Annotated in this window: 13 protein-coding genes; 2 read left to right on the top strand and 11 right to left on the bottom strand. The window is 57.7% G+C overall.

What is annotated here, in order from left to right:
- The first annotated feature begins 2 nt into the window (after positions 1-2).
- Positions 3-788 (top strand): enoyl-ACP reductase FabI, encoded by a 786-nt coding sequence (locus RVM24_RS05145; protein WP_061331157.1) that lies wholly within the window; start codon positions 3-5, stop codon positions 786-788.
- 52 nt (positions 789-840) lie between these two features.
- Here RVM24_RS05145 and RVM24_RS05140 read toward each other — a convergent pair whose 3' ends face one another.
- Positions 841-1,245 carry a PilZ domain-containing protein gene (locus tag RVM24_RS05140; RefSeq protein WP_286920856.1) on the bottom strand — a complete coding sequence of 135 codons (405 nt, stop codon included), beginning with the start codon at positions 1,243-1,245 and terminating at the stop codon, positions 841-843.
- 9 nt (positions 1,246-1,254) lie between these two features.
- Positions 1,255-2,991: a DUF1631 family protein gene (locus RVM24_RS05135; protein ID WP_286920855.1), complete on the bottom strand. Its 1,737-nt coding sequence runs from the start codon at positions 2,989-2,991 to the stop codon at positions 1,255-1,257.
- A gap of 267 nt (positions 2,992-3,258) precedes the next feature.
- Between RVM24_RS05135 and RVM24_RS05130 the strand changes: the two genes are divergently transcribed.
- Positions 3,259-4,332 carry a 3-deoxy-7-phosphoheptulonate synthase gene (locus RVM24_RS05130; protein ID WP_061331154.1) on the top strand — a complete coding sequence of 358 codons (1,074 nt, stop codon included), beginning with the start codon at positions 3,259-3,261 and terminating at the stop codon, positions 4,330-4,332.
- An 84-nt stretch (positions 4,333-4,416) separates the two neighbouring features.
- On the opposite strand, the gene cobA is transcribed toward RVM24_RS05130, so the two are convergent.
- The 9 genes from cobA to RVM24_RS05085 all read right to left on the bottom strand — a co-directional run bounded on the left by cobA (position 4,417) and on the right by RVM24_RS05085 (position 15,423).
- Complete coding sequence (cobA, locus tag RVM24_RS05125; protein ID WP_138435574.1) at positions 4,417-5,268, bottom strand: uroporphyrinogen-III C-methyltransferase; 852 nt, start codon at positions 5,266-5,268, stop codon at positions 4,417-4,419.
- The gene (gene serS, locus RVM24_RS05120; protein WP_072677366.1) at positions 5,265-6,539 is read right to left on the bottom strand and encodes a serine--tRNA ligase; all 1,275 of its coding nucleotides are present in this window, start codon (positions 6,537-6,539) and stop codon (positions 5,265-5,267) included. The genes cobA and serS overlap by 4 nt, the downstream gene beginning before the upstream one ends.
- A gap of 120 nt (positions 6,540-6,659) precedes the next feature.
- On the bottom strand, positions 6,660-7,994 hold the full coding sequence (locus tag RVM24_RS05115) for a replication-associated recombination protein A (protein WP_286920854.1): 1,335 nt from the start codon (positions 7,992-7,994) through the stop codon (positions 6,660-6,662).
- Complete coding sequence (gene lolA, locus RVM24_RS05110; RefSeq protein WP_228704052.1) at positions 7,994-8,608, bottom strand: outer membrane lipoprotein chaperone LolA; 615 nt, start codon at positions 8,606-8,608, stop codon at positions 7,994-7,996. Before lolA ends, RVM24_RS05115 begins: the two co-directional genes overlap by 1 nt.
- A 52-nt stretch (positions 8,609-8,660) precedes the next feature.
- Positions 8,661-11,246 carry a DNA translocase FtsK gene (locus tag RVM24_RS05105; RefSeq protein WP_431475050.1) on the bottom strand — a complete coding sequence of 862 codons (2,586 nt, stop codon included), beginning with the start codon at positions 11,244-11,246 and terminating at the stop codon, positions 8,661-8,663.
- 23 nt (positions 11,247-11,269) lie between these two features.
- Positions 11,270-12,493 (bottom strand): O-succinylhomoserine sulfhydrylase, encoded by a 1,224-nt coding sequence (locus RVM24_RS05100; protein ID WP_431475049.1) that lies wholly within the window; start codon positions 12,491-12,493, stop codon positions 11,270-11,272.
- Positions 12,494-12,522: 29 nt separating this feature from the next.
- Positions 12,523-14,046 carry an amidophosphoribosyltransferase gene (gene purF, locus RVM24_RS05095; protein WP_431475048.1) on the bottom strand — a complete coding sequence of 508 codons (1,524 nt, stop codon included), beginning with the start codon at positions 14,044-14,046 and terminating at the stop codon, positions 12,523-12,525.
- A gap of 34 nt (positions 14,047-14,080) precedes the next feature.
- Positions 14,081-14,650, bottom strand: coding sequence for a CvpA family protein (locus RVM24_RS05090; protein WP_138435580.1), 570 nt, complete (start codon positions 14,648-14,650; stop codon positions 14,081-14,083).
- Between the two features lie 92 nt (positions 14,651-14,742).
- Complete coding sequence (locus RVM24_RS05085) at positions 14,743-15,423, bottom strand: SPOR domain-containing protein (protein WP_431475047.1); 681 nt, start codon at positions 15,421-15,423, stop codon at positions 14,743-14,745.
- Positions 15,424-15,425 lie beyond the last annotated feature (2 nt).

Genomic DNA, 15,425 nt, shown 5'->3' with positions numbered 1-15,425 from the left:
CCATGGGAATCCTCAGTGGCAAGAAAGCACTGATTGTTGGTGTAGCCAGCAAACATTCCATCGCCTACGGCATCGCCGAGGCATTCGCCCGTGAAGGCGCTGAACTGGCCTTCACTTACCAGAACGAAAAGCTTCAGTCCCGGGTTGAGAAATTCGCGGATCAGTGGGGCAGTCAGCTGACGTTCCCCTGCGATGTGGCCAGTGACGAGCAGATTGACGCTGTGTTCACCGAGCTCAACAAACACTGGGATAACATCGACATCATTATTCACGCTGTTGGTTACGCGCCAGCGCATGAACTCGACGGTAACTATGTGGATGTGACCACCCGTGACGGTTTCCGTATCGCCCATGACATCAGCTCCTACAGCTTTGTCGCACTGGCCAAGGGCGCTCGCAAGATGATGCATGAGGGCAGCAGCCTGCTGACCTTGAGCTATCTCGGTGCGGAAAGGGTTCTGCAGAACTACAACGTCATGGGGCTTGCCAAGGCCTCACTGGAAGCCAACGTGCGCTACATGGCCGCCAGCCTTGGCCGGGAAGGTATTCGGGTAAACGGTATTTCCGCAGGCCCGATCAAGACTCTGGCTGCTTCCGGCATCAAGAGTTTCCGCCGAATGCTGGCCGAGAACGCCAAGCAGGCTCCCCTGCGCCGCAACGTCACCACTGAAGAAGTCGGTAACGCCGCAGCGTTCATGTCGTCCGATCTTGCCTCTGGTATTACTGGTGAGATTCTCTACGTGGATGGCGGCTTTAACATCACCGGGATGAGCGAACTGGAATCCTGATTGTCATCCTGTGACGTCATCAAATAAGCCGGCTCCATGCCGGCTTATTTGTTCAACTCTCAGCAAGGGCTGTGGCAACCGCATCCATCCATTCCAGATAATCCGTCTCATCCGATTCCAGAATCTGGACACCCACCAGGTATTCCGGGGGCGTTTCACGGCACCACACAACCTCCACCATTAACCGAAACCGCTGCATTTTGTGCCCAAGACTGATCTCCGCCATCAGCAACGAGTTCAGCACCAACGGCTCCGACGAGACAAGGCTCAGGCCCCTCGCCGAAATATCGCGAATCTGGCATTCAAGAGGAACGGCATCCTGTAACTCAACATCCGGTTCAGGTGACTCAAGCCACAGCCATGCCCGAGCCCTGGCGGTTAAACGATATTCCTCACGATTGTCCTGCCCACCGGGTAACCCCTGGGAGCTTCCGAACTCGTAGTTATCATCAACCATAAGCCATCCTCAGTTACGGCCAACACGGATCCGGCCAACAACCCGGCTCAGGGTGTCGTCGAACTCTGCTGCACTCCCCAATATCCGGATGCGGCCTGATACAACCCCGGATACCAGCTCATCGTGTAGAAACTCACGGCGATTAAGCCCCAGACGGTCCACGAACACGAACTTCCGGGATGCAGAAATCTTGACCGCCAGTTTCAGCCTGGTCGGTTCCTCATCATCCTTCTGGGCGGCCAGTACAATCCAGCCTCCCAAACCAATACTATCCACCTGTTTGGCCGCCGCCAGCTCACGTTCTTTCTGGAGACGTTCGTGCTCCGCTTTCTCATCTTCCTGGCGCTGCCGTTCCACTTCGGCCCTCTGTTGCTCCAGGGCAGCCTGTTTTGCCTCTTCTTCGGCCTTTCTTGCGCGCTCGGCGGCTTCCTTCTCCTTTCGCAGTGCCTCTGCCCGAGCCCTCGCTTCCCGCGCCGCCTCTTCACGTTGTTTCTGCTGTTTCTCGCACACCTTGAACAACAGATTCACGGTTTCCGAGAGCACCTCACCAAACGGTGTCGGAGCCGGTAAGGGCCGCAGGGTGTCGGCTTCAAGATCTGCCAGGAACAGCGCCCAGTCCTGCAGGCCGAGCTTGACGCCGGCGCCGTTGGTCCAGAGCACTTCCCCACTATCTTCGAGCAGCGCGAACAAATAACGCCTTTGCTCAGCGGCGCCCTCACCTTCGACAAACCAGCGGCCGATAAAGCCCTCGGCCTGTTGCGGGTCTACCGAAGCCAGCGATAGCCAACGGCTGTCCCAGGTCAGACTGGTGCCGCTACCCAGGGCAGGCTCGAGTTCCGGCACCTCGCCGCGGATACGCGCTACGATAACCGTCTGAATATCCGCCAAAGCGTTCTCCGGTAACCCCTGGCCGAGGGCCCGGGTCCACACATCCTGTATCCGGTCTCCTATCTGCTCGCCTACATGGTAAAGCCGGTTCCGGTCTCTGTCCGACAGTGCAGGATCACCAAGCCATACCAACCACTCGAGCAGTTTGTTGGCGTGTCGATACAGCTCACTGTCTGTGCCCTCGGACCAGACGCTCTGTTTGAGAACCTTGTACCAGTCTTCGATGATGAATCGACTGATGACCACCGGTAACTCACGCCCTGTCAGCGCCCTGCCGATCAGCGCGCGGGAAACCTGGTCGGCAAGACGCTGCCGCGAAGCACCACGCTCGGTCTCAAGAAGACGTTCACGCAACCGGCTGACCTGGTGCTCACCTTTCTCCCGGTCATCAAGCCATTGTTTACAATAGCTCTCCACCAGTTCGGGCTGGCCACTTTCAAAGCTGCCGGACACCGCGATAACCAGGCTGTCCAATTGGTCCAGCAACACCCTGGATGATCGCCCCCCGGTATCACTCCACCCCCGCCACTCCTGCAGGTTGTCCAACCAGTCAAGAACAACATCGCTGAACACATTGGTTCCGCGGGTATCGAGCTGCCACGCCAGCCAGAACCGTAATCTGGCAATACGACTGACCAGGGCACGATGCAAACCACTGGTTTTCAGGAACACGTCCATTATCCGGTCAGACAGATAGGCTGCATTGACCTGGCGCACGGTCCATTCGATCTGCACCGACCGCAGAACGTCCGTTACCCGCTCGTCCCGTTGTTCCGTCCAACAGGAAAACAACAGCGGGCGCCAATCGGCATTGGACTCAGGTGACGATTTTCCGGCCGGATAGGGTAAATCCGGCACCCGGATACCCGAAAGAACCTGCGTAATCCTCTCTGAAACCACCTTTCGGGGGGAAGAGTCTGCTTGTGGTTTCCTGGCTGGCGGCGACATCAGTTACCTGTTGACTGGAAGCGTTGAAAAGGGTCTTCAAATAACGCAGTATAACCAACTCGCCGGGGTTTACAGCAACTGCAGACCGGCACCATTCGCGTTAATTATTAAACACCGGGCCCATAATGACAGCGTTACCCGGTGATGTAACGATCTGATTCGGGGAAGCACAACAAGATGTCGGGCAAGAAACTGGAAAACCTGAACGTGGCCAGCCAGGAACCACTGATCACTCCTGAAGCGCTGAAGAACGAAATGCCGCTGTCAGATGAAGCTGCCGAAACCGTAGCCTCTGGCCGCCAGGCCATTTACGACATCATGGATGGCAAAGACCACCGCCTGTTTATCGTGGTTGGCCCCTGCTCTATCCACGATGTGGAGGCAGCCCGCGATTACGCTGCCCGGCTGAAAAAACTCGCCGACGAAGTCAGCGATACCCTGCTGCTGGTGATGCGGGTATATTTCGAGAAACCGCGCACCACCGTTGGCTGGAAAGGCCTGATCAACGACCCACACCTGAACGATACCTTCGATATTGAACAGGGCCTGCACATTGGCCGTCGCTTGCTGCTGGATATCAACGAGATGGGCCTGCCAACCGCCACCGAGGCCCTTGACCCGATCTCCCCCCAGTACCTGCAAGACACCATTGCCTGGTCCGCCATTGGCGCCCGCACCACCGAGTCTCAAACCCACCGGGAAATGAGCAGCGGCCTGTCCATGGCCATTGGCTTCAAGAATGGCACTGATGGCAGCCTGGACGTAGCCGTTAACGCCATGAAATCGGTTTCTCACCCCCACAGCTTCCTGGGCATCGACCAGCAAGGCAAGGTGGCCATCATCCGCACCAAGGGCAACAACTATGGCCACGTGGTGTTGCGCGGTGGCGGTGGCAAACCGAACTATGATTCCGTGAGTGTTGCACTGTGCGAGCAGGCGCTGGACAAAGCCAATCTGCGCAAGTCGATTATGGTGGATTGCAGCCACGCCAACTCCAGCAAAGACCCGGCCATTCAGCCTCTGGTCATGCAGGATGTGACCCATCAGATCCTGGAGGGCAACCAGTCTATCCAGAGCCTGATGGTGGAAAGCCACATCAACTGGGGTAACCAGTCCATCCCGGAAAACCTGGCAGACCTGAAATACGGCGTGTCGGTAACCGATGCCTGTATTGACTGGGAAACCACCGAGAAAGCCATTCGGGATATGCGCGAAAAGCTCAAAGACGTGCTGCCCAAGCGTAACGCCTGAGCGTGCTGACAGGATTCACGGGGTAGCCGATCAGCTTCGGCGCCCCGTGAGACCGATACGCGGGCCCGCCCTGCTTCTCCACCCTCAGGCGCTCTCTACAGCTCCCCGCCAGTCCAGGCGACTTCTGAGCCCGACCACGTGACCGATAATCACCAGAGTGGGCGCCTGAACACCACTGTTCTCCACCTTGCCAACAATATCACTGAGCGTGCCCACCACCACTTTCTGGTCGGCGGTTGTGCCCTTGGACACCAGCGCCACCGGCATATCTGGTGTCATGCCATGGCCAATCAATTGCCGGCAGATAATCGGCAATCCCACCAAACCCATGTAGAACACCAGTGTCTGATTATTCTGCACGAAGTCTGACCAGGGCAAATCGCAGGTATCGTTTTTCAAATGCCCGGTAATAAAGCGCACCGACTGGGCGTGGTCCCGGTGAGTCAGCGGAATGCCCGCATAGGCCGCACAGCCGGACGCTGCGGTTATACCGGGAACCACCTGGAAGCGAACACCGGCAGCCGCCAGCGTTTCAATCTCTTCGCCGCCGCGGCCGAAGATGAACGGGTCACCACCCTTGAGGCGCACCACTTTGTGGCCCTCCCGGGCCAGCTCCACCAAGCGTTGGTTGATCTGATCCTGCGGCAACGTGTGATTTGAGCGCTGCTTGCCGACATGAACCATCTCAACATTATCGGGGATCAGGGAGAGTATTTCCGGAGAAACCAGCCGATCGTAGAGAATAACGTCGGCGGACTGGATCAGGCGCCAGGCCTTGAGGGTCAGAAGTTCAGGATCACCCGGGCCGGCGCCCACCAGGGCGACCTCGCCCGCAGAATTATTCGGGTTTTCGGTTACCGGGTTGGGCCTGTACCGAACTGGTGCAGGCCCTGCCTTGACGCCCCTTCCCGGTGCATCCGTGAATGGTTCGCTCATTGGATCCGATCAATGCCTTTCATATAGGGTTTGAGAACGTCCGGAACCAGAATACTGCCGTCCTCCTGCTGGTAGTTCTCCATCACCGCGATCATCGCACGGCCAACGGCCAGACCCGATCCGTTCAGGGTATGAACAGGCTCGGGCTTTCCGGTTTCCGGGTTGCGCCAACGTGCTTGCATACGCCGTGCCTGAAAATCACGGGTGTTGGAGCAGGATGAAATTTCCCGGTATTTACCCTGCCCGGGCAGCCACACTTCCAGATCGTAGGTCTTCGCTGCGGAGAAGCCCATGTCGCCGCCACACAGGGTAACCACACGATACGGCAGTTCCAGCAACTGCAGCACCTTCTCGGCATGGCCAGTGAGCTGTTCAAGCGCCTCGGTGGAGTCCTCGGGGCGCACAACATGCACCAGTTCAACCTTGTCGAACTGATGCTGGCGGATCATGCCACGCACATCCCGGCCGTAGGAACCCGCTTCGCTGCGGAAACAGGGGGTATGGCACACCATCCGCAGCGGCATTTCGCTGGCCTCCAGAATACTGTCGGCCACCAGGTTGGTCGCCGGTACTTCGGCCGTCGGGATCAGGTACAGCGGGTTGTCACCGGCGGTACGGAACAGATCCTCTTCAAACTTGGGTAGCTGGCCGGTACCGAACAGCGCGTTGGCATTGACCAGGTACGGCACATAGGCTTCGGTATAGCCATGCTCTTCTGTGTGCAGGTCGAGCATGAACTGAGCCAGTGCCCGATGCAGCTTCGCCAGTTGGCCGCGCATGACGGCAAAGCGGGAATGCGCCAGTTGGGTGGCCTTCTCGAAGTCCAGACCCTTGAGCTGTTCGCCCAGGGCAACGTGGTCTCTGGGTTCGAAATCAAAGTTACGCGGCGTGCCCCATACACGGGTCTCTACGTTGTCGTCTTCGTTGGCGCCCGGTGGAACGTCTTCATCCGGCAGATTGGGAATGCCGGCAAAAAACGCGTTCAGGGATTCCTGTACTGAGCGCAACTCCTCCTCAGCTTCGGCCTTCTGCTGCTTGAGATTGTCCACCTCTTCCAGCAGCGGTTTGATGTCTTCACCCGCCGCTTTGGCCTTACCAATGGATTTCGACCGTTTGTTCTGCTCGCTCTGCAGCGTTTCCGCACGAACCTGAATGGCTCGACGGCGTTCCTCAAGGCGTTCGAAGGTGGCAACGTCAAACTCGAAGTTTTTGATAGCCAGCCGACGGGCAATTTCTTCAGTCTGTGAACGGACACGTTTCGGATCGAGCATGATCTTCCTGAATTTTCCGGTTAACGAATAGTATGGATATCACGGCATTATACCTGCCGTGGTTCTGCTGGCCACCATCCCCGGGCCTAGGGCCAGGTAATTTGCGGCATGAGGGTTACATCAATAACGCTTTTTGCCGCTTCGGGCATCGAGATCATCCAGGCGTTGGCGCTTTTCAGCCAGTTTGATCTCCAGTCCACGCATGACAGGCTGATAGTAACGGCGTTGGTGAATCGCTTCAGGCAGGTAAGATTCTCCGGCCGCGTATGCGTCCGGTTCGTCATGGGCGTAGCGGTATTCGTCACCGTGGCCCAGGCTTTTCATCAGCTTGGTAGGGGCATTACGCAGGTGCACCGGCACTTCGTAATCAGGATCTTTTCGGATGTCCGCCATACACTCGTTGAACGCCTTGTACACGGCATTACTCTTTGGTGCCAGCGCCAGGTAGGTGACGGCCTGGGCCAGCGCCAGCTCCCCTTCCGGCGACCCCAACCGCTCCTGGGTATCCCAGGCCTGCATGGTAATTTGCAGGGCACGGGGGTCTGCGTTACCGATGTCTTCGCTGGCGATCCGCACCAGGCGCCGCGCCACATACAGGGGGTCACAGCCACCGTCCAGCATACGGCAAAGCCAGTACAGGGAACCATCGGGGCTGGAGCCCCGTACGGATTTATGCAACGCGGAGATCTGGTCATAGAACACATCGCCGCCTTTGTCGAAACGGCGCAGACTGGTTTGCAGTACCTGTTCCAGTGTCTGGGCAGTTATGACGTTCTGTCCGGTACTATCAGGCTCGGCCAGATCGGCGGCCACCTCCAGAATGTTCAGGGCGCGCCGGGCATCGCCTCCAGAAGCTTCAGCCATGTTATCCAGCACCTCCGCTGGAACCTGCAGGCTGCCGCCGAAACCCGCCGGCGAAACCAGCGCTCGATTCAGAAGCTCAAGGATGTCCGGCTTGTCCAGATTTTTGAGCACATACACGCGAGTCCGCGACAGGAGCGCGCTGTTCAGTTCGAAAGAGGGGTTTTCCGTGGTGGCACCCACAAAAATGAAGGTGCCATCTTCAATATGAGGGAGAAATGCATCCTGCTGGCTTTTGTTGAACCGGTGCACCTCGTCAACAAACAGCAGCGTGTCCCTGCCCTGGGACTGCTTGCGGTTGCGGGCCCGCTCGACCACATCCCGGATATCCTTGACGCCGCTGAGCACGGCAGAGAGCGTTTCATAGGACAAGTCACCCACGTTGGCCAACAGCCGGGCAAAGGTGGTTTTGCCCACTCCGGGTGGCCCCCAGAGAATCATCGAATGCAGTTGGCCCTGCTCTACGGCGCGCCTGAGCGGTTTTCCGGGGCCGACCAGATGAGCCTGGCCAACGTATTCGTCCAGGTTGGCCGGCCGCATTCTGGCCGCAAGGGGCTGGAATCCGGCCTCTGGCTCAAACAGGTTGTCCTGCATCAGGCACCGTCCCGAATAATATCCACCTCCTCGGGGTATTCCAGGCGGAAGGCACTGTTGTCCAGTTCCTGATTCAGGGTTATCCGGTCAAAGCTGAGAATACTCAGTTGAGACAGCGAATCTTCCATTCTCATTTCCTGGAGCTCACCGTTGTAGAAGCTCAAACGCAAGGATGTAAACAGGGAATCGGCGCCCCTGGGAACCAGGGTGAACTCGCGGGTATTGTCACCCATCCGGCGCTCACTCACATCGTAGGTTTCCTCAAGATTATCGACTTCGCCACTCAAAAGCAGCGCCGGTGTTGTCTGCACCCGGTCATCCAGGGTGTGAATAGTGACCTGTTCCAGATCCGGGTCGTAAACCTCCACCGTGTCGCCGTCACTGACAATAAACTGGGACAAAGGCGCACCGGTCTCCCAGTAGAACAGACCCGGGCGCTTGGCCTTGAGGGAACCGCGGGTTTCCTGAACCCGGTTACCATTTTCATTGACCACAATCTGGATGAAATCGGCCTGGTAGGTTTGGTAACTGCGCAACATAGAGGCCAGCTCTTCAGCGGCATCGCGAGAGCTGTTGCCCTGTTCCGCAGAGGCCGTTGCCACGACGGCCATCATGCACAGCGCCGCTATCGTCGTGTAGACAGATCTGATCATAAGTATGCTGCTCCTAGTCTCTTGGGGGCGGCGGCGCCAGAACTTCCCTGGCACCATTATGACCCGCCGGACTGACCACTCCCGAGGCTTCCATGGCGTCCACCAGGTTCGCGGCACGGTTGTAGCCGATCTTGAATTTACGTTGTACGGAGGAGATCGACACCCGTCGGTTCTCGGTCACAAAAGCGACCGCTTCGTCGAACAGAGCGTCTCCTTCGTCACCACCGCCTGCACCGCCTTCGCTGAGGGTTGGCACGCCCGGCAGGTGCTCACCTTCGGCGCCGTTAAGCACATCATCCACGTATTCCGGTTCACCCCGGGCTTTCCAGGCGCTGACCACCCGGTGTACTTCGTCATCGTCAACGAAGGCTCCGTGTACCCGAACCGGCAGGCCAGAACCCGGCGGCAGGTATAGCATATCGCCGTGGCCCAGCAGCTGTTCGGCGCCACCCTGATCAAGCACGGTACGGGAGTCGATCTTGGACGACACCTGGAACGACATCCGGGTCGGGATATTGGCCTTGATCAGGCCTGTGATCACATCCACGGATGGCCGCTGGGTAGCAAGAATCAGATGGATACCGGCGGCACGGGCCTTCTGGGCAATGCGGGCGATCAGCTCTTCCACCTTTTTGCCGACAATCATCATCATGTCAGCAAATTCGTCGATTACGACAACGATGAACGGCAGGGTTTCCAGTTCTGGCCGCTCCTGTTCTTCGTTGGCCAGGTATTCATCCGGTTTCCAGAGAGGGTCCAGTAACGGCTCGCCCTCAGCCCTGGCGTCCTTCACCTTTTTGTTGTAGCCGGCGATGTTGCGCACGCCCAGGCTGGCCATCAAACGGTAGCGCCGCTCCATCTCCGCCACACACCAGCGCAGTGCATTGGCGGCTTCTTTCATGTCCGTCACAACCGGTGCCAGCAGGTGCGGGATCCCGTCGTAGATGCTCAGTTCCAGCATCTTCGGGTCCACCATGATAAAGCGCACTTCATCGGGACTGGCTTTGAGCAGCATGCTCAGCAGCATGGCGTTAACCCCGACCGATTTACCCGAACCGGTCGTACCGGCCACCAGCAGGTGCGGCATCTTGGCCAGATTGGCCACCATCGGATTACCGCCAATATCGTTACCAAGTGCCAGTGTCAGCGGCGATGACGACTCGGTAAACACCCGGGCCCCAAGAACTTCGCTCAGACGAACGATTTCCCGCTCCTCATTGGGAATCTCGATGCCCACCACGGACTTTCCGGGTATGACTTCCACCACCCGTACACTCAACACCGCCAATGAACGGGCGAGATCCTTGGCCAGGTTGGAAATCTTGCTGACTTTCACCCCGGCGGCGGGCTTGATCTCGAATCGGGTGATAACCGGGCCAGGATTGACCTCGACCACCTCTACCGTGACACCGAAATCCGCCAGCTTCTCTTCGAGCAGGCGCGACATGTGCTCCAGTGATTCTTCCGAGTAACCCTTTTCTTTATGTTCCTCAGGCGGGTCCAGCAAGGAAATCGGCGGGATCAGGCTCTCAATGTCTTCCAGCAAAGAGCCCTGCTTGCTGTTGGCTTTCTTGTCGACAGGCCCCTGATCATCCTTCTTGAACGGGGCAATTTTCAGTGCCCGGTTCGCGGACTTGGGCTGCTGGGGCGCGGCCGCCTTGCGAGGCGTTTCATCCCGATCCCACGAGCTGAAACTTTCCAGTCTTGCGGGTTCTGGTTCAATTTCAGGAAGCCCGTCAATCGCCGGTTCCTTACGAGCTTTGCTTCTGTCCTTTGGCGTTCCATTATCGGCCGTTTTCGCTTTACGGCGGAACACACGACGCCACCAGGCATCTTTCTGACGTGGTTTTTCTGTTACGGGATCGGTTCTTGCCACCCGATCTTTGACGACCGGAGGCTCTGGATCAGGGCGAGCACTGGCTGGCGCACCGGGGTTTTTCGCTTTGCGCTCGCTACTTTTAAACAGCGACTGAAGCCAGCGCCCGGTTTTCAGAGTGAATCCACCAACATGGTCCATCAAGCGGAACCAGGACAGGCCGACGGTCACGGTCAGGGCGAACAGGAAGATCGCGATCAGCAACAGCGTGGTGGCCGGCAGATTGAAGAAGCGCACCATAGCTTCTGAAACCGCCGTGCCCAGTACACCGCCGGAGGAGGCACCAAGGCCAAATACCGAATAAAGGGAAAGCAGGCTAGTGGCCGACAACAGAATCAGCAGAAACCCGCCAAAGCGAACCATGAACAGTGGCCAATGGAGGTCGAGTGACTCGTGCCTGCGACGGATCAGCATGACGGCATAACCGGCAATCATCACCGGGAAAAGCCAGGAAACCTGCCCGAAGAAGTCTACCAGCAGGCTTGCGAGCCAGGCGCCGGAGCGCCCGGCGGCGTTATCCACGCGGGTATCGTGGCCGATACTCGCCCACCCGGGGTCAGACGCACTGAAGGTAAACAGCGCCATCGCCAGATAGATGCACAGCACAATCATGCCGATAACCGCACCTTCTCTGGCCCCTTGGGCCATCAGGCGGCGAAAGCGCTGTTGTTTTTCTGTCAGTTCCGTCGATGCTGCTTGTTTCGCTTTAGCGGATTCCGCCATGAATGCTCAAACCGTCAGTGAGTTTAGTCTTTCAGCGCCTGAAAACCCCGTGTCAGATCGGTTTTCAGGTCATCAATGGCTTCAATGCCAACAGACAACCGGATCAGATTCTCGGTGATGCCCGCCTTGTCTTTATCCTCGGGAGATAACCGGCCATGGGTTGTCGTCGCCGGGTGGGTGATGGTGGTTTTCACATCACCCAGATTCGCTGTGATTGAAATCATTCGGGTGGCATCAATAAAGCGCCAGGCTTCTTCTCTGCCCCCTTTAACCAGAAACGACACAATTCCGCCAAACCCGTCCTGTTGCTTCTTCGCCAGCTGATGCTGGGGATGGCTTTCAAGACCGGCGTAGAACACCTTATCCACGCTCGGCTGGCTTTCCAGCCAATTCGCCAACTCTAACGCATTGTTGCAGTGGGCTCGCATACGGATCGGTAAGGTTTCCAGCCCTTTCTGGAACACCCAGGCATTGAACGGGCTCATGGTGGGCCCGGCAGATCGCAGGAACCCGTAGATCTCATCCAGATACCTGGCAGGCCCCACCACTACCCCGCCAACACAACGGCCCTGGCCATCCAGATACTTTGTGGCTGAATGAATCACCAGATCCGCACCTTGCTCAAGGGGTCGCTGCAATACCGGCGTACAGAAACAGTTATCCACCACAAACAGGGCATCGTTGGCCCTCGCCAACGCAGACAACGCGTCCATATCAGCGATTTCACAAAGCGGGTTGGATGGCGTTTCAATAAACAGCATCCGGGTTTCTGGCCGGACTGCTGCCTCCCAGCCGTCTGCATCGGTCAGGCTAACGAACGTGGTTTCAACCCCGAAACGCGCCATGTACTTCTGGAACAAGACGTTGGTGGTACCAAACACGCCACGGGAACAGATAACGTGATCCCCGGACTGCAGCAACGCCATACAGGTACTCAGGATGGCCGCCATGCCCGAGGCAGTGGCAACGGCCTTTTCTCCACCTTCCATGGCAGCGATGCGGGCCTCAAAACCCTGAACCGTTGGATTGGTAAAGCGGGAATAGATGTTACCGGGCTCCTCACCACCAAAACGGGCTGCCGCCTGGGCGGCACTGCCATAGACGAAACTGGAGGTCGGAAAGATGGCGTCGCTGTGCTCCAGCTGACCGGTGCGGACCTGCCCTGCCCTCACGGCCAGGGTATCCACTGACATACCGTCCAGATCCGATTCAGGAATCCAGAGATGTTCTTCACGGCCGACTGTCATAGTGTTCTCCTGGCACGGGCGTTAGGGGTTCAGTCTTCGTCATTATGGAGGTCGATAATGGCATTATCACCGTCGATGATCTGCCCACCGGGACGCTTCTCGTCTTTACGCAGGTCTTCGAGCCGGCGCAGGTAGGCTTCGTCCACGTCACCGGTTACATAATCACCGGTAAACACCGAGCACTCCCAACCATCGATATCGTCGTTGACATCGTTGACACAGGTAATCAGGTCTTCCAGGTCCTGATATACCAGCCAGTCAGCACCAATCTGCTCCCGAACCTCCTCCACCGAACGGTCGTGGGCAATCAGCTCACTGGCCGAGGGCATATCAATGCCGTACACGTTGGGATAACGCACAGGCGGCGCTGCCGAGGCGAAGTAGACGTTCCGGGCACCGGCGTCCCGGGCCATCTGAACGATTTCCTTACAGGTGGTTCCCCGGACGATGGAATCATCTACCAGCATGACGTTCTTGCCGCGGAACTCCAGGTCTATGGGATTAAGCTTCTGGCGCACCGACTTCTTCCGCATTTTCTGGCCGGGCATGATAAACGTCCGCCCGATATAGCGGTTCTTGATAAAGCCTTCGCGGTATTTGACGCCCAACTGATAGGCCATCTGCATGGCCGAAGTCCGGCTGGTGTCCGGAATCGGGATCACCACATCAATGTCATGGTCCGGCCGCTCCCTGAGCACCTTGTCTGCCAGGGTTTCGCCCATGCGCAGTCGTGCCTTGTAAACCGACACGCGGTCCATGATGGAGTCAGGGCGCGCAAAATAGACGTGCTCGAAGATGCATGGATACAGCTTCGGGGATTCCGCACATTGCTCGGTGTAGATGGTACCATCGGTTTCGATATAAACCGCTTCACCCGGTGCAATATCCCGAACGATCTCGAAACCGGCGGCGTTCAGAGCCACGCTCTCCGAGGCGATCATGTATTCTTTCTGGCCATCTTCGCTTTCCCGCACACCGTAACAGGCCGGGCGAATGCCATTGGGGTCTCGGAAACCGACAATGCCGTAGCCGGTAATCATCGCGATAACGGCATAGGCACCCCGGCAACGCTTGTGCACGGCGCGGACGGCGGAAAAAATCTCATCTTTGGTCGGGTTCAGTTTCCCAAGCTTCTGCAGCTCATGGGCAAATACGTTGAGCAACACTTCGGAATCGGAATTGGTGTTGATGTGGCGCAGATCGGTGCGGAACAAGTCGCTGCTCAGGTCATCGGCATTGGTCAGGTTGCCGTTGTGCGCCAGAGTAATGCCGTAGGGGCTGTTCACGTAAAACGGCTGGGCCTCGGCAGAGCTTGAACTGCCAGCGGTGGGGTAACGGACGTGACCGATCCCCACATTGCCTACCAGCCTGCGCATATGCCGGGTATGGAATACATCCCGGACCAGGCCATTGTCCTTGCGCAGAAAAAACCGGTTATCCTGAAAAGTCACAATACCCGCCGCATCCTGGCCACGGTGCTGAAGAACAGTCAGTGCATCGTAAAGAAGCTGGTTGACGTTTGAAGTACTGACAATACCGACAATGCCGCACATGGCTGGGGAACTCTCCGAGTGTTAAATCTGAATGTTAACGGGATGCAGGCGTGGGTTCCACGCCTTCCTGCTCTGTTGAGGATTCGGTGCTGTACCCGGCCCCTGCTTCGGGGCCCAGGAACCGGGCAAATTCATCACCCAGGGTTCGGCGGGACCAGTCTTCGACCACCGCCAGGCGGTCGATCATCACGGACGTTCTCCACCAGGTATCTTCGGCAAGCGGTGTGTAGCGGGTGAACGCGATACCAACAATCACTACCACGACACCACGTAGCAACCCAAACCCCATGCCGAGAACGCGGTCGGTGGCTGACAATCCGGTCGCCCGCACCAGATGACCAATCATATTATTGATAATAGCGCCCACAATCAGGGTGCCGAAAAACAGAATCGCAAAGGCCGCAATCAAACGCACCAGTGGTGTTTCCACGGTGGATTCAAGCAATGACTGCATCTGAGGATGGAACGTGCGGGCAATGATGAATGCCCCCACCCAGGTCACCAGCGACAGGGCTTCGCGAACAAAGCCCCGCTTCAGACTGATAAGCGTGGAAACGGCAATCAGAGCAATGATGACCCAGTCAATCCAGATCAGCGCGTCCATGAATAACCCGATGGAGAAAAGGAAGCGCGAATTCTAACAGGAAACCGGGCGTCACCAAACCGCCTGAAGCTCATAAATTGCAAGTCACCGGATCACTTTCCGCCGGAGGTAACCAGGCTGTTCAGTGAGAAGGCATCGTCCAGGGCTTTCTTGGCGGCTTCGGCCTCGGACTTGTTGACAAACGGCCCGCTGAACACCCGGGTCAACGTGGTGTCGCCGCGCTCCACTTGCTGTAGGTGGGCGCCGTACCCCATGTCGCGAACATCGTCGCGCAGCCGGCGGGCATTGTCGGCATTACCAAAGCTACCCAGTTGGACAACCCAGGCACCCTCAAGCGACCGGGTGAACTCAGCGGATTCATCAGCTGAGCTGGCTGAAGTTGCCGGCTCGGAGGGTTGCGAAACCTGTGGCTGAGGCTCTGAGCCGGTTGCATTGCTATCCGTCGTGCGGGTAACCGGTTCTGCTACCTGGGCCGTGGGCTCGCGGACGTTGGATGATTCCGGCGCGGGCTCCTCAACGCCTTCAATCAGTCGATAACCGGGAGCCGGTTCCGTAGCGGGAGTGTCCTGAGGCGCGGAATTCATTCCGTAGTCGCTGCCGCCAAGGGCCGGCTCCGGGGGAACGTCCACTTCAGGGAACGGCGGCTCCTCGGGGATGGTGACAGGCCGGGACTGGCGCTCGGAATGGGGCTCGTCAAATATCATCGGCACAAAAATCACAGCCAGGGAGACCAGAACCAGCGCACCAATGATTCTTTGTTTCAATCCGTTCACGA

This window comes from Marinobacter sp. KM021 (genome assembly GCF_050707965.1).
Taxonomy (GTDB): Bacteria; Pseudomonadota; Gammaproteobacteria; order Pseudomonadales; family Oleiphilaceae; genus Marinobacter; species Marinobacter shengliensis.
The sequence above is the reverse complement of the archived record's forward strand: the minus strand, read 5'-3'. Positions and strand labels throughout refer to the sequence as shown.

What these genes read in the sequence shown, in the direction of transcription:
- RVM24_RS05145 (WP_061331157.1), top strand. Translation starts at nt 3, where the DNA reads ATGGGAATCCTCAGTGGCAAGAAAGCACTGATTGTTGGTGTAGCCAGC.
- RVM24_RS05140 (WP_286920856.1), bottom strand. Translation starts at nt 1,245, where the DNA reads ATGGTTGATGATAACTACGAGTTCGGAAGCTCCCAGGGGTTACCCGGT.
- RVM24_RS05130 (WP_061331154.1), top strand. Translation starts at nt 3,259, where the DNA reads ATGTCGGGCAAGAAACTGGAAAACCTGAACGTGGCCAGCCAGGAACCA.
- cobA (WP_138435574.1), bottom strand. Translation starts at nt 5,268, where the DNA reads ATGAGCGAACCATTCACGGATGCACCGGGAAGGGGCGTCAAGGCAGGG.
- serS (WP_072677366.1), bottom strand. Translation starts at nt 6,539, where the DNA reads ATGCTCGATCCGAAACGTGTCCGTTCACAGACTGAAGAAATTGCCCGT.
- RVM24_RS05115 (WP_286920854.1), bottom strand. Translation starts at nt 7,994, where the DNA reads ATGCAGGACAACCTGTTTGAGCCAGAGGCCGGATTCCAGCCCCTTGCG.
- lolA (WP_228704052.1), bottom strand. Translation starts at nt 8,608, where the DNA reads ATGATGGCCGTCGTGGCAACGGCCTCTGCGGAACAGGGCAACAGCTCT.
- RVM24_RS05105 (WP_431475050.1), bottom strand. Translation starts at nt 11,246, where the DNA reads ATGGCGGAATCCGCTAAAGCGAAACAAGCAGCATCGACGGAACTGACA.
- RVM24_RS05100 (WP_431475049.1), bottom strand. Translation starts at nt 12,493, where the DNA reads ATGACAGTCGGCCGTGAAGAACATCTCTGGATTCCTGAATCGGATCTG.
- purF (WP_431475048.1), bottom strand. Translation starts at nt 14,046, where the DNA reads ATGTGCGGCATTGTCGGTATTGTCAGTACTTCAAACGTCAACCAGCTT.
- RVM24_RS05090 (WP_138435580.1), bottom strand. Translation starts at nt 14,650, where the DNA reads ATGGACGCGCTGATCTGGATTGACTGGGTCATCATTGCTCTGATTGCC.